We start from the raw sequence: 13,061 nt of genomic DNA on the forward strand, positions 1-13,061 counted from the left end.
TTACATAAAGGTGCATTTATACATTCAGATCAAGGGGCTCACTATACTAGTCCAAAATTTCAAAAATTACTAAAGAAATATAGTCTTGGTCAATCCATGTCAAGAAGAGGAAATTGTTGGGATAACGCTCCTCAAGAATCATTTTTCGGCCATATGAAAGATGAGATAGATTCTAAAAGTTGTTCTACATTTAAGGAATTACAGTTTATAATAGATGATTATATGGAGTACTATAATAACTTTAGATATCAATGGGGATTAAAAAAGCTGACTCCTATACAATATAGAAATCAGCTTTTAGCTGTCTAGACTTTTTCAAAATGTCCTTGACATAGGATCCATTTTAAACCTCCCCCTAGTGTTTTATTTTCACCATTATTCCCACTGAATTATAGTGGCATATGAATTCATCTTAATTATGACTCTTTCCCTAAGCCCCTGTTTTTCTACGACATACTCTGATCCCATTCTCTCTTCTTCTACCATGTGGTACCCTTGGCTTTCGATATAATTTTTGAACTCGCTGTAAAATTTAGCGAAAATCACTCTAGGATTTTTTTGCACCGTTGCAATACCGTTGCTTCCTAGCTTTATCTTTACAATACCGCCAAGCGTGGCAAAGGGGTTTATAACACCCACCGTCTTCATGGATATAATAGATGACATCATTATAAGCATTATAAATACTACAATGGCAGTTATGATTATGCGCCTTTTTTTTATTTTGCCAGCATACTTCTTTATTTCTTTACTGTGAGCTATTTCTTCTTCTTGAATTTTATTATGCTCATATGCTGTTGAATTCATCTCGTATATTCTTCTGCACTGCTCACATTCTTTTAAATGTTCCTCTATAACTTCCTTGCTTTTTTCGCTTATAGCATCTTCATGATATAACACTTCTAAATCCTTGATTACATCGCAATCATATTTCATATCTATACTCCGTTGCCAAAACTTTATAAAAATCTATAAAGCTTGTTTAATTCCCTGTTCAACGTGTTCGATTTTGCTATAAAGCTACTTTCGTTTGATGTGACACTCCGAGGGCTTAAATTCCCATACAACGCATGGTACACATTAGTAGTATCTTTTGGGTGATTAGACTACTAATTTATATCTCGAAAGATTAATACTTGCATTAAAATCTCTATCTATAACACAACCACATTCTTCACAGATATATGTCCTTTCAGATAATGAAAGCTTTGATTTTACATGACCACACTCACTACAAGTCTTTGATGATGGATACCATTTATCAGCTTCTACAAATTCAATTCCGTTGAACTCACATTTATATTGCATTTGTCTTTTAAACTCATATAAACATTGTTTCGCTATTGCTTTTGATAAATGCTTATTCTTCATCATTCCGGTAATATTAAGTGTTTCCATAACAACTCTTGATGGCTTGGTTTTCACTATCTTATTCGTTGCTTGGTGATTATGATTACTTCTTATATTAGCTAATTTTCTATGAAGTAATTTAATCTGCTTTTCGATTTTTATAATATTACTTGTTTTAACAAACTTACTCCCTTCTTTATTTTTTAGGTATTTGCGAGATACCCTACGTTGTAATCTACGTAGCCTTTTTTCAAGTTGCTTTACAACTCTTGTTTTATTGATATTTTTAAAAGTCATTCCATTGGAGCATATAGCTAAATCTTTTATGCCCACATCAATTCCTATACTTTCAGTAGTTAATTCTACTATTGGGTTTTCTTTTTCAATACCAACTGATATAAACCAATACTTTCCGTCAAAACTTATTCGTGGATTAGTATATTTACAATTCATAGGTATTGAATTTTTCTTTGTATTTACCCAACCAACTTTTTCAATTAATACTGAACTTTCTTTAACTTTAAGCTTTGATGTATCATTATAAAAAGACGGTTTAGACTTTCTTCGACTCTTGAATCGTGGTCTATCAGCTAACCCTTTGAAAAACTTCTTATAAGCTTCACAACCATCTTTAACAGCTTGTTTAGCCACATTGTTAGATACTTCATTAAGCCAATTAAGTTTTGTTTTCTTTAAGATAGTTAATTCTTTTCTTAAATCATTATCAGATATAAATTTATCACCATTCTTATAATTTTCCTCTTGTCTTGCTAAAGTCCAATTATAAATAAATCTTGCAGTTCCAACTGATTGCCATAGTTTTTGTTCTTGCACTTTAGTTGGAAATAATCTAACTTTCTTCCCCAGTATCATTCTCCAACAACTCCTTAATCATTTTTTAGCTTTATTTGCTCTTTTGACTTGAAGTCTACGACTAAAACCGGATAAGATCGCTTACCCCGTAAGCACGCCCTATTTGAATTAAATCTTCAACCAATTCCTGTCCTTCTGTCTTTTCAGTATTATCTATAATTTCAATAGTAGTTCCATACTTATTACATAGGTTTTCTATAATTTCAAAACCAAATCTTAATTTCATTATATTTTCTTTTTCTTAACATCATAAAATACCTATTCTTTGCATTTTGCATCAAAAGGTTACAAAAAAGACTGCCTTTTCACGGACAGTTTTTGATTTTGTTATTTAAATCATTTTATCCTCTTTACCAGTTCATTCACCACTATGCCAACAAAAGCCCCTGTTGCCATACCTGAAGCCATTAGCAGTGGAAAATAAATGAATATTTTAAAATCACTTATGACTGTAGCTGCAGCTAAGAGCTGCCCAACATTATGGAATACGCCACCTGCCACACTAATTGATATAATGCTTATATCCTCTTTATAATGAGTTTTAAGGGCTATCATGGCTAGATTGCTGACAAGCCCTCCCGCTAAACTGAAAACAAATCCAAAAAGATTCCCTGCAAACACTGATCCTAAAAAAGTCCTTAGAATCATTATGATAAGTGCCTCTGTAGGCCCCATAGTGTACATTAAGAACAATGATACTGAATTTGCAAGACCAAGCTTCATTCCTGGAAAAAACACTGGAATCTGTGCTTCTATGGCAAAAATGATCAATGCTATTCCAAGACATAGACCCAAATATGTTATTTTTCTAATACTCTTCATCCTTATTTGTAACCTCTCGTCTATCCTTACTTTTAGCTAAAAAGTAACACCGTCCACACTTTTATCACTTCCAGTAATTTTTATGTATACCTTGTGAGGAAGGCACACTGCCATTTCCCCTTTTTTGTTAAGCCAACCTGTTCTCACGCAAACACCGTCATGGCAATTAGCATCTTCAAATCTTATTCTATTATGCTCTAAGGCTATGACATTGTAATGGTGGTCGTCAACTTTTATGGTTATGGTTTGACGCTTGGATATGTTGGACAAATTATAAGTATACTTCTTTTCATTATTTACATAAATTTCCGCAATCAAATCACCATCATTATTATTTCTGTGAAAATAATAAAATACAGAAATTATACTGCATATAAAAACAACACTACAAAGTACAACTACAAATTTATCGCCCTTTTTCATTTTCATAGCTATACTCCTTATTTTCAACCTTAAAATTACTGCCATCAAGGCCTTTTGTGGTATATATTTTTTTATCCTTTGTTATAAAAATTGCTTCTACACCATCCATGGAATTAATTAATTTCATAGATTTTTCAACGCCCATTACATATGTAGCAGTGGATAACGCATCCCCATCAATGGATTTATCGGATATAATAGTACTACTTATAATCCCATTGTCTGAGGGATATCCTGTATTGGGGTCTATGATATGGTGATATCTTTTACCACCTACTTCAAAGTACCTTTCATAATTTCCCGATGTAACTACAGATTTATCTTTTACCCTTACAATAGCTGCATAAGTACCCTGTTCTTTTAGCGGATCTTGTATTCCAATATTTAATGGTTCACCCTTTTCTTTGCCACCATATACAAAGAGATTTCCACCTAAATTAATCAAAGCATGTTTTATATCATACTTTTTCAGTATTTTTGTAAGTTCATCTGCAGCAAAGCCCTTGGCAATGCCACCAAAATCTAGTTCCATTCCCTTATCCAAGAATCTTACTGTTTTATTTTTTTCATCTAAAACTATATTCTTGTAATTAACGTGAGCAAGACCACTTATAATCTCACTGTCCTTTGGTATTCTCTCTTTATCCGTACCAATGGCCCAAAGTTTACTAACTGGTCTTATACTTATATCAAAAGCCCCTTGGCTAATTTCACCGTAATATATAGCTTTCTTTATTACCTCTTCCTCTTCTTCTGTAAGCTTTACGTCTTCATTATAAGCATGGTTATTTATCTTGTTTATGCTACTGCTATCTATATTTAAAGACATGAGATTTTCCATGGCTTTAAGCCTTTCTATGGACTCATCTATGGCCTTATCCCCATTTTTTCCGTAATACTCTAAATTAATAATGGTACCCATGATGAAATCATCTTTAGAATACTCCTTATTGTTTTCACCACATCCTATAAATAAAACCATAGTAATAGCTAGCAAAATAAAACCTGATAAAAATTTGTTTTTACTTTTCATGTTGATTCCCTTCATCCTCTTGTTCATCCATGGCAAAAAGTTCTTCTTTTAATTGAATTAAATTAGTTTTGCTCATGTTCATTTCTGAAATATTTCCTTTTTTCACGCGGTCCTTAAGCTGCTCTAGTACCTCATAAGCCCTTTTATATTCCCTAGTTGTAATGTGATGATTCTCTAGTGCTTCTTGGAGTTCATCCTCATCGAGAACCTCCATTTGCCCTGAAGGAAGTACTACAAGGTCAAGATACATATCTCTAAAATACGGTATACCCTTTCTATTCACCTTCACCGGCTTGCATATATCAATATACCATTGCTTTAATACATTATTTTTATCGTACATTGCAGTAACAGAGTATTCTCGTCCTAGTTCAAAATACTGAACCCAACAATACCCATTGTCCCATATATTTATTTTATTATCTCTAAAAACTATGAACTTAGGATATTTTATCTCTTCAAAATAGCACAAATTCACATAGCCATAAAACTTATCACAATTAATTTTCTTCAGCATATTTTTCTGTTTTAAAACGCGCAGTGACCTATTATATCCAGCTTGTTTGATTTTCAATATTTATCAACCCTCCCGTATACAAAGTGTTGTCAATTAAACATTTATTTTTATTATAACACATTATTATTATTCTCCCAATAACATGGGCCTTTTTATACTATGTAATCATGTATATTTATAATAATTAATGTAATACTATATATATACTAAATTATGGAGGTAATCGATTATGATAGCCATTGTAGACAAAGATACATGTATTGGCTGCGGTATTTGTGCAAGCATCTGCCCTACTGTTTTTACCATGGATGTAGACGGAAAGGCTGAAGCCATAAAAACAGACATTGACGAATCTCACCAAGAGTTAGCTACAGAAGCTGCCAACAGCTGCCCTGTAGATGCTATATCAATAGATTAAAATTATAGGGAGGAAAAAATGAAGAAAAATAAAAGCTATGGGCCTTCCATTAGAGGTTATCTTGATGAATCACTTAACAGCAAAATGACCTTCTATAAGGATGGCGAAGACTACACTCCATTAGGAGATAATATCGGAGACGAAATAGTAACAAACAATATTTCATATTCTGAATTTGACTATACTTATGATAACTCTGATCATGAGCAATTTTAAAATTAAAAGGTTGTGGTATAAGCACCACAACCTTTTAATTTTAAACATTATATATTATAAAATTCAACAAAGCTCTTGTATACATTTAAATGGTCTTCCACACCAGCCATTTCTCTTATGGAGTGCATAGATAGCGTTGGATTTCCTATATCTACTGAACGAATATTTAAGTGAGCTGCAGAAATAGGTCCAATAGTTGATCCACCTGGTTCATCTGATCTATTTACAAATTTTTGATAAGGTACCTGGGCTTTTTTGCATATCATCTCGTAAACTGCGCTGGAGTCCGCATCTGTAGTGTATTTCTGTTTTGCACTAACTTTAATTACAGGTCCTTTATTTATCATCGGTCTGTTAGTAGGATCATGTTTTGCAACGTTGGCAGGATGTACAGCGTGAGCATTGTCTGCCGAAATCAAATAAGATTTGCCAAGGGCTCTAAAATAATCTTCCCTTTCTTTTCCAAGGCAAATACAAATTCTTTCAAGAATTTGTGGCACAAGTTCTGAATCTGCCCCTTGCTTAGTCATTGAACCGATTTCTTCATTATCATAGCAAATCATCACATTGGTTGTATGGCTGTCATTTGAGTTTATAAGGGCAATTATACCAGCATGAACCATCTGCAAATCGTCAAGTCTACTGCAAGATATAAATTCCTGATTTAGACCCATAATACATCCTTTTTCAGTTTCATACATATATAAATCAAAGTCAATTATATCTTCTTTGTTTACTTTCAGCTCATCTGCAATTAAGTTTAAAAGATATCCTTGTTTCTCCATATTTTCATTTATTAAAGTTAAAACTGGCAGAAGATCATTTTGTGGATTCAATTCTACCCCTTTGTTTATATTTCTATTCATATGAATGGCCATATTGGGAATTATCATAATTGGCCTTGTTATATTTAAGAACTTCTTCTCAGGATTAAATACATCATCACTTTTTAAAACAACTCTTCCAGCTATGGATAAAGGTCTATCCATCCATGTATTATATATCAATCCACCATAAGGCTCCGTATTTAACTTAACATATGAATTCTCCACAACTATTTCGCTAGCTGGTTTAATTCTAAAAGTAGGTGAATCTGTATGTGCTCCTATCAATCTAAAACCATTCTCCTCTATTTCACTTTTCCCAACTCTAAATGCAACTATAGCTGAATCATTTTTCTTAAGATAGTATTTTCCACCTTTTTTCAATTCCCATTTTTCTTCTTCCTTTACCTCTGAAAATCCCGCTGCTGCTAAAAGCTTCTCTGCGCTACTTGTAGCATGAAAAGCTGTAGGACTTTCACTTATAAAATCGATTAAGTTTTGAGCAAACTCACATGATTTCATTTCCATATCCTCCTATTATAAAAACTCATATTTTTTGTCACACTAACCATGGGTATAATTTTGTATATCCATGGACATTTTAATTATATAACATTATTGATTTTTTTTAAATACAGACAAACACTAAATGTAAGCTTAGACTTTCACCTTTGTTTATTAAGTCGAATATAATATAATGAAAAAATTCAGCGAGGTAAAGAAATTGAACGGTAATATTAACAATTATTTTTTAGGCGGCAATACTTCTTGTAAATTTTTCTCTTTATTTCATGAAGCCATTGATTTAAAGCAAGCTAACAGAGTTTTTTATTTAAAAGGAGGTCCTGGAACTGGTAAATCAACTTTGATGAAAAGTGTTGGCTCCCATTTTGAAACCTTGGGATACGATATAGATTATTTTCACTGTTCCTCCGACTGCGACTCCTTAGACTGCATTTTGATAAATAACCTTAAAATCGCTCTTTTTGATGGCACTGCACCTCACACCATGGACCCAAAATATCCTGGTGCTGTGGATGAAATTGTAGATCTTAGTTTGAATTGGGATGAATCAAAGCTAAAATCCTCAAGAGAAAAAATAATAAAATGTCAAGAAAACCTCTCGGTATATTATGATAGATGTTTCTCTTATCTTAAATGCTGCAGAAATCTATTAGAAAACAATAGCTTCACCATGAAAAAAGCAATTAACCACAAAGAATATGTATCATTATTAGGAGAGTTATCTAAGGAAATTTTCTCCAATAGCATTAAATCAATGGATTGTCCTACGAATAGCCGACATCTTTTTATATCAGCCTTTGCACCGCAAGGAGCTGTAAGTTATGTAAATGAGCTCATAAAAAAATCCCACAAAACCTATTTGCTAAAGGGTTCTATAGGAAGAAATCATATGCTTCAAGATCTTGTGAAAACTGCTTTAAACATGGGACTTTCAGTAGATGCATTTCATAACCCACTGGCTCCAGAGAAGCTTGAACACATTTATATAAAAGAACTAAACATTAGCATTGTATCTGATAACCAGTATTGCCCTTTAGATACCCCTTATAAAATCATATATTTAGACAGATTTTTAAAGTCAGAGCTTGTTTGCGACTTCCTTCAGGATATGAAAGAAAACAAAGCCTATTCTGACGAAATGTTAAGCATTGCACTAAATATGCTAAAAATGACGAAAAAGACACACGATGACTTAGAAAATATTTATATTGACGCAGTGGACTTCAACAAAATAAATTCTATTAGAGACAATATCATAGAAAAAATTCACAGTTTCATTTAGAAAGAAGTTCTAGCCTTTAAATGATGATCATCACTTTAAAGCTAGAACTTTTATCATTCTATTTTATATTTATAACGCATAGTTCATGAAGAGCCCTTGTACATGTTATATATCTCATATAGTTATTATCTTCATACTTGTGTTTAAATACCGCTATAACCTTGTCAAATTCCAATCCCTTGGCAAAATAAGTAGGAATTACTACAACGCCACCTTTGTACATAGATTCCTCTTTATTGATTATATTGACCCTGACTTTATCCTTTATAGCCTTATAAACGTATTCTGTTTGCTCCATGTCCTCACATATAACACCCACAGTGTTGTATTCTTCATCCCTAGCTCTCAAAATTTTATCAGTTACCAATTGGCATAGGGAATTTAAATCACAAATATTTTTTTCCTCCACAGGTTTTCCACTGCGAACCAATGGAATTATGTGATTGTTATCCAAGAACTTGTTTGCATACTGCATAATTTCAGTAGTAGACCTGTAACTTTTATCCAGTTTATAAAACTTCATGGACTTAAAATCGTATATATCTTTTATTTGGCTCATATTTACACCACAAGATTCTGGCATTATTTTCTGATTGCTATCCCCTAGTATGGTCATAGCAGAGGCATTTGTCATGGCCTTGATTACCTTAAGCTGCAACATAGAGAAATCCTGAGCCTCATCGATGACCACATGCTTTATTTCCTTTCCTATATCAAAACCATACAATTTGTATTTTAAATACAACATAGGTGCTAAATCATGATTTGTAATCTGCTTAAAATCATTAAATTTATTGTACAAATCTACTATGCCATCCACCTGATATTTTATAAGCTGTTTTTTTACTTCACGGAGTTGTTCAATAACATTTCTTATGCTCAATTTCTTCTTGTACTGAAGATTATTAATTTCTTCCTCCAAGGCGCTTTCACTTAGCTTCTTTTTAATTTCATTGTACTGTTGCTTTATTTTTCTAACTTCCTCATCTCTTCTATAGTGCAACTTTGATATTATAATCCTTCTTACCTTATTTAGACGCTTTGCTAAAGGCATTTTTATATAATAATTATAGAACATATCCTTGAGATCATCTTCACTAACTACTATGTCTCCAAGGTATTCTACATCCCTGCAAACGCAATAGTTTTCCTCTAGTTTTTTTACATAATCCTCTAGTTTTAAAGCGTATTCTTCTGTGGCCTTTAATCTCATGTCTTCTATTATTTCTTTATCTTTTCGAAGAATTGCCTCCATATATTCGTTAAAACTCATTACTTCCTCATCCTTAAGGCCTAAAGAATCTAAAGATAACTCCCTAAAGGTGCACTGCTCCACATTTTTTTCTCCTAAACTAGGAAGTACATCGCTGATATACTCCATAAATATTTCATTGGGACCAATAATGAGCATTTTATTTTCCAACTGTTTTCTATAGTTATACAGTAAATACGCTATCCTGTGAAGAGCAATGGTGGTTTTGCCACTGCCAGCCACGCCATCCACTATAACTGTGTCGTACGGATTTGTTCGTATTATATTATCCTGTTCCTTTTGAATTGTTCTAACAATATCTTTCAGTTTATCTTGGCAATTGCTGCTTAGAACTTGTTGTAGAATTTCATCTTTTACGTCAATATCAGAGTCAAACATGCCAAGGAGCTTTGCTTTTTTAATTATAAACTGAACCCTTTTTAGTATAGTAACATAAAAGCTATTGTTATCAACATTGTAGCATGCTTCACCTAATTTTCCTTGGTAAAACAGTGACGCCACTGGACTTCTCCAATCCACCACTACAGGTTCATTATCGCTTTTTCGAAGCAGTCCAAATCTGCCAATATAGATTTTTTCAATACCAAACTCTTCTTCTCTAAAATCAATTCTTCCAAAATAAGGACATTCCTTTAAATAAGTTAATTCCTTTAGTTTGCCATCCATAAGGTTAAAAGCTTCCTCAGTTATAAACCTCTCGTGGTCAAAATACTCAATAACCTTATCTTCATCATCCCTATATTCCTCTACAAACTGCTTTCTATAAGTAAGCAATTCATCTAGGAATACTTTCCTGCTTTCTATGGTTTTCTCGATTTCCTCATCAATTATGCATAATACCTGATCCAGCTTTTCTTTTTCTAATTGAAGCTCCATTTCCTTGGAAATATCAATGTTTTTTGACTCCATATAATTATCCTTTCCATTAAATTATTTTTTGCCATCCATTTACGCTATCAATACCAAGCCCTGGTTTATCCGTAAGAGTCAGAATATCATCTTCAAATATTACCCCACCTCTTATAGGATCATCTGTGAATCTAAGCATTGTGTCCAAATCAGATTTTATCATTTTAGCCTTGGCTGCTGCAAAGCTAGCCGCCGCTGTTATTCCGATTTTGCTTTCCACCATGCATCCCATCATGCATTTTATTCCCATGGTTTCAGCCATATTGTAAATTTTCATTACATTATTAAAACCGCCGCACTTCATCAGCTTTATACCTATTAAATCCGCACCTCTATTTTTAATAATTTTAAATGCATGCTGAGGTCCCATAACGGCTTCATCTGCCAATATTTCAGTATCTACATTGTCAGTAACGTATTTCAATCCTTCTAGATCCCAAGCCTTTACAGGCTGCTCTACAAAATCTATATCTAATCCCAGATCTTCTAACTTTCTTATTATCTTTACGGCCTGTTTTGGACCCCAACCCTGATTGCCGTCTATTCTCACTTTAGTATCTTTTTTAATGGCTTTTTTTATAGCCATTACCCTTTCCAAATCGCCCTCTTGATCATCATTGTAGCCCACTTTAATTTTAAGGCATTTGTATCCTTTAAGACTGGCATTTAATGCAGCACTGACCATTTGTTCCACACAAGCATATGGTATTGTTATATCAGTGCCTATGGACGTGCTATACCCACCCAACAATTTAAATAAAGGTATATTATACTTTTTGCCGAATAAATCGTAAATAGCCATATCAATGGCAGCCTTTGCAGAGTTGTTGTTTTCTATATTATTGTTTACCACTTCCATAATCTCATCCCTGCAGTCAATATTCATACCTATTATATGTGGTTTCACAAAATTTATAGCACCTATTATGGATGCTTCTATGTCACCGGTTATGTCAGGTGTAACAGCAGCACTGCCTATGCCAATATCACCAGTATTAGTTATTATCTTTATGACAATCTCCTTTGGATTTTTTGAGTACTTACCACAATAGTTGTAATCACTATTCAACGGTAAATTGATTCTCCCTATTTCTATATCTTTAATATTCATGATTAACCCCCATATATTGTTTGTCCAAAACCTTATTATTTAACTAAACAAAAGCATGCCACAGCATGCTCTTGTAAACACTACAATTTTATTAAATATTATTTTGCCATCTCAAACAAAGCTTCTGCATATATTTTTGCATTTATAACTAAGTTGTCTATAGAAATAAATTCATTTACTTGGTGCACAGTGTCAGGATCTCCTGGGAATACTGGTCCAAAAGCAAGTATGTTTGGCATAGCTTTTGCATATGTTCCTCCTCCGATACATATTGGAGTGGAATCCTTTCCTGTTTGCTCTGAATATACTTTTCTAAGCTTTTGTACCAATGGATGTGATTCTTCAAAATACAATGGTTTTGCTGTGCTAAGATTTTCTATTTCTATGCCAGTGCCAGCTAATTTATTTTTGAAAGGAATTTCTACATCCTCTGCATTAAACGTAACCGGGAATCTTATGTCTACAGAAACATCTATCACATTTTCTTTCATGCTTATTACACCTATATTAAATGATAGTTTTCCTGATGCTTTATCCTCTAGTCCAACGTCAAACTTTTCTCCCACGCAATTCATACCTATGGAGCTATTCATAAACTCAACATACTGATTTAAATCGCTGCTTCCAAATTTAACTGCACCTAAAACTTCAAACAGCTGCATTATGGCATTTTTACCGCCCCATGGTGTACTTGCGTGAACACTTACACCTGTTGATTCAACTATAACTTCATCATTTTCTACTTTAACACTTACAGTAAGTTGCTTTTCGGCAATGTATTTGTTTATTGCTTCTACAACTCCTTCAGTATTGCCTGTTAGCACTGCCACTGATTTATTTGGAACAATATTGTGTGCCTGACCTCCTTCTATACTCTTTAGAATGAGACCTTGGTCATTTCCATTTATCTTTTTTACAAGATTGCATCCGAACATTCCTTTTTCACCATTTATAAGAGGATATTCAGCATCTGGGGTAAATCCCATAGCAGGTGCCTTCTCTCTCTCTAAATAGTACTCTATGTCTGAATCTCCAGTTTCTTCGTTTGAACCAAAGACAATTCTTATTCTCTTAGATATAGGAGCCTTAGAGTCCATCACTGCTTTTGCACCGTATAGGGCTGCCATTATTGGGCCCTTATCATCAAGAGTACCTCTTCCATACATGTTGTCATTGTGGATTTCAGCCCCATATGGAGGATAAGTCCAGTTATCTCCTTCTGGCACTACGTCTACGTGTCCAAGAGCCATGACATACTCTTCACCCTCACCAAATTCAGCATATCCAACATAGTTATCTAAATTTACAGTTTTAAATCCTAACCTTATAGCGATATTTAAAGCGCACTGTAAGGATTTTGCTGGTCCTTCGCCAAAAGGCATACCAGGCAATGGAGCTTCCTCCACACTCTTAATTTTCACCAATTCTGCAGTGTCATTAATAAGATCATTTTTTAGTTCATCTATTCTCTTGTTAAAATCCATA

At 33.5% G+C, this 13,061-nt stretch carries 14 protein-coding genes and 1 pseudogene; 4 read left to right on the forward strand and 11 right to left on the reverse strand.

The genetic code is table 11. The annotated features are described in order from the left end of the window. Window positions 1-309: IS3 family transposase (locus BUA73_RS11505; protein WP_143147011.1), on the forward strand; the 309-nt coding region annotated here is incomplete at its 5' end. A gap of 66 nt (window positions 310-375) precedes the next feature. Here BUA73_RS11505 and BUA73_RS11510 read toward each other — a convergent pair. From BUA73_RS11510 to BUA73_RS11535, 7 genes and pseudogenes are all read right to left on the reverse strand, one after another. Then, window positions 376-936, reverse strand: a complete 561-nt coding sequence (locus BUA73_RS11510; protein ID WP_072904271.1) for a zf-HC2 domain-containing protein — start codon at window positions 934-936, stop codon at window positions 376-378. Window positions 937-1,101: 165 nt separating this feature from the next. Continuing rightward, window positions 1,102-2,223 carry an RNA-guided endonuclease InsQ/TnpB family protein gene (locus BUA73_RS11515; RefSeq protein ID WP_072904272.1) on the reverse strand — a complete coding sequence of 374 codons (1,122 nt, stop codon included), beginning with the start codon at window positions 2,221-2,223 and terminating at the stop codon, window positions 1,102-1,104. Continuing rightward, window positions 2,201-2,443, reverse strand: a pseudogene (locus BUA73_RS13750) (hypothetical protein); the annotation flags it as partial. The gene BUA73_RS11515 and the pseudogene BUA73_RS13750, both read right to left, overlap by 23 nt. A gap of 116 nt (window positions 2,444-2,559) precedes the next feature. Then, a complete protein-coding gene (locus BUA73_RS11520) occupies window positions 2,560-3,045 on the reverse strand; it encodes a Gx transporter family protein (protein WP_072904273.1) in 486 nt (161 codons plus the stop codon). A gap of 36 nt (window positions 3,046-3,081) precedes the next feature. Continuing rightward, a complete protein-coding gene (locus BUA73_RS11525; RefSeq protein WP_178139263.1) occupies window positions 3,082-3,474 on the reverse strand; it encodes a NusG domain II-containing protein in 393 nt (130 codons plus the stop codon). After that, the gene (locus BUA73_RS11530; protein ID WP_072904304.1) at window positions 3,452-4,501 is read right to left on the reverse strand and encodes an FAD:protein FMN transferase; all 1,050 of its coding nucleotides are present in this window, start codon (window positions 4,499-4,501) and stop codon (window positions 3,452-3,454) included. Before BUA73_RS11530 ends, BUA73_RS11525 begins: the two co-directional genes overlap by 23 nt. Next, a complete protein-coding gene (locus BUA73_RS11535) occupies window positions 4,491-5,075 on the reverse strand; it encodes a ribonuclease FAU-1 family protein (protein ID WP_072904274.1) in 585 nt (194 codons plus the stop codon). The genes BUA73_RS11530 and BUA73_RS11535 overlap by 11 nt, the downstream gene beginning before the upstream one ends. Window positions 5,076-5,247: 172 nt before the next feature. On the opposite strand from BUA73_RS11535, the gene BUA73_RS11540 reads away from it, so the two are divergent. Both BUA73_RS11540 and BUA73_RS11545 read left to right on the forward strand, forming a co-directional pair. Continuing rightward, window positions 5,248-5,436 carry a ferredoxin gene (locus BUA73_RS11540; protein WP_072904275.1) on the forward strand — a complete coding sequence of 63 codons (189 nt, stop codon included), beginning with the start codon at window positions 5,248-5,250 and terminating at the stop codon, window positions 5,434-5,436. 18 nt (window positions 5,437-5,454) lie between these two features. Next, window positions 5,455-5,652, forward strand: a complete 198-nt coding sequence (locus tag BUA73_RS11545; protein ID WP_072904276.1) for a hypothetical protein — start codon at window positions 5,455-5,457, stop codon at window positions 5,650-5,652. 47 nt (window positions 5,653-5,699) lie between these two features. Here the strand turns inward: BUA73_RS11545 and BUA73_RS11550 are convergent, their stop codons facing one another. Further along, complete coding sequence (locus BUA73_RS11550) at window positions 5,700-6,998, reverse strand: M18 family aminopeptidase (protein WP_207649875.1); 1,299 nt, start codon at window positions 6,996-6,998, stop codon at window positions 5,700-5,702. Window positions 6,999-7,200: 202 nt separating this feature from the next. Here BUA73_RS11550 and BUA73_RS11555 point away from each other — a divergent pair, with 202 nt between their 5' ends. Further along, entirely contained in the window at window positions 7,201-8,283 is a 1,083-nt protein-coding gene (locus BUA73_RS11555) for a P-loop domain-containing protein (RefSeq protein WP_084672255.1), read from the forward strand. 58 nt (window positions 8,284-8,341) lie between these two features. Here the strand turns inward: BUA73_RS11555 and BUA73_RS11560 are convergent, their stop codons facing one another. The 3 genes from BUA73_RS11560 to pepV all read right to left on the reverse strand — a co-directional run bounded on the left by BUA73_RS11560 (window position 8,342) and on the right by pepV (window position 13,060). Further along, entirely contained in the window at window positions 8,342-10,465 is a 2,124-nt protein-coding gene (locus tag BUA73_RS11560) for a HelD family protein (protein ID WP_072904279.1), read from the reverse strand. Between the two features lie 16 nt (window positions 10,466-10,481). After that, a complete protein-coding gene (locus tag BUA73_RS11565) occupies window positions 10,482-11,576 on the reverse strand; it encodes a mandelate racemase/muconate lactonizing enzyme family protein (RefSeq protein ID WP_072904280.1) in 1,095 nt (364 codons plus the stop codon). 98 nt (window positions 11,577-11,674) lie between these two features. Further along, window positions 11,675-13,060 carry a dipeptidase PepV gene (gene pepV, locus BUA73_RS11570; protein ID WP_072904281.1) on the reverse strand — a complete coding sequence of 462 codons (1,386 nt, stop codon included), beginning with the start codon at window positions 13,058-13,060 and terminating at the stop codon, window positions 11,675-11,677. Window position 13,061: the final 1 nt, after the last annotated feature.

The sequence above is a fragment of the Hathewaya proteolytica DSM 3090 genome (genome assembly GCF_900142225.1).
GTDB lineage: Bacteria > Bacillota > Clostridia > Clostridiales > Clostridiaceae > Hathewaya > Hathewaya proteolytica.

Bases quoted from the DNA above. Each gene is read 5' to 3' on its own strand.
- BUA73_RS11510 (WP_072904271.1), bottom strand. From the start codon at position 936: ATGAAATATGATTGCGATGTAATCAAGGATTTAGAAGTGTTATATCAT.
- BUA73_RS11515 (WP_072904272.1), bottom strand. From the start codon at position 2,223: ATGATACTGGGGAAGAAAGTTAGATTATTTCCAACTAAAGTGCAAGAA.
- BUA73_RS11520 (WP_072904273.1), bottom strand. From the start codon at position 3,045: ATGAAGAGTATTAGAAAAATAACATATTTGGGTCTATGTCTTGGAATA.
- BUA73_RS11525 (WP_178139263.1), bottom strand. From the start codon at position 3,474: ATGAAAATGAAAAAGGGCGATAAATTTGTAGTTGTACTTTGTAGTGTT.
- BUA73_RS11530 (WP_072904304.1), bottom strand. From the start codon at position 4,501: ATGAAAAGTAAAAACAAATTTTTATCAGGTTTTATTTTGCTAGCTATT.
- BUA73_RS11540 (WP_072904275.1), top strand. From the start codon at position 5,248: ATGATAGCCATTGTAGACAAAGATACATGTATTGGCTGCGGTATTTGT.
- BUA73_RS11545 (WP_072904276.1), top strand. From the start codon at position 5,455: ATGAAGAAAAATAAAAGCTATGGGCCTTCCATTAGAGGTTATCTTGAT.
- BUA73_RS11550 (WP_207649875.1), bottom strand. From the start codon at position 6,998: ATGAAATCATGTGAGTTTGCTCAAAACTTAATCGATTTTATAAGTGAA.
- BUA73_RS11560 (WP_072904279.1), bottom strand. From the start codon at position 10,465: ATGGAGTCAAAAAACATTGATATTTCCAAGGAAATGGAGCTTCAATTA.
- BUA73_RS11565 (WP_072904280.1), bottom strand. From the start codon at position 11,576: ATGAATATTAAAGATATAGAAATAGGGAGAATCAATTTACCGTTGAAT.
- pepV (WP_072904281.1), bottom strand. From the start codon at position 13,060: ATGGATTTTAACAAGAGAATAGATGAACTAAAAAATGATCTTATTAAT.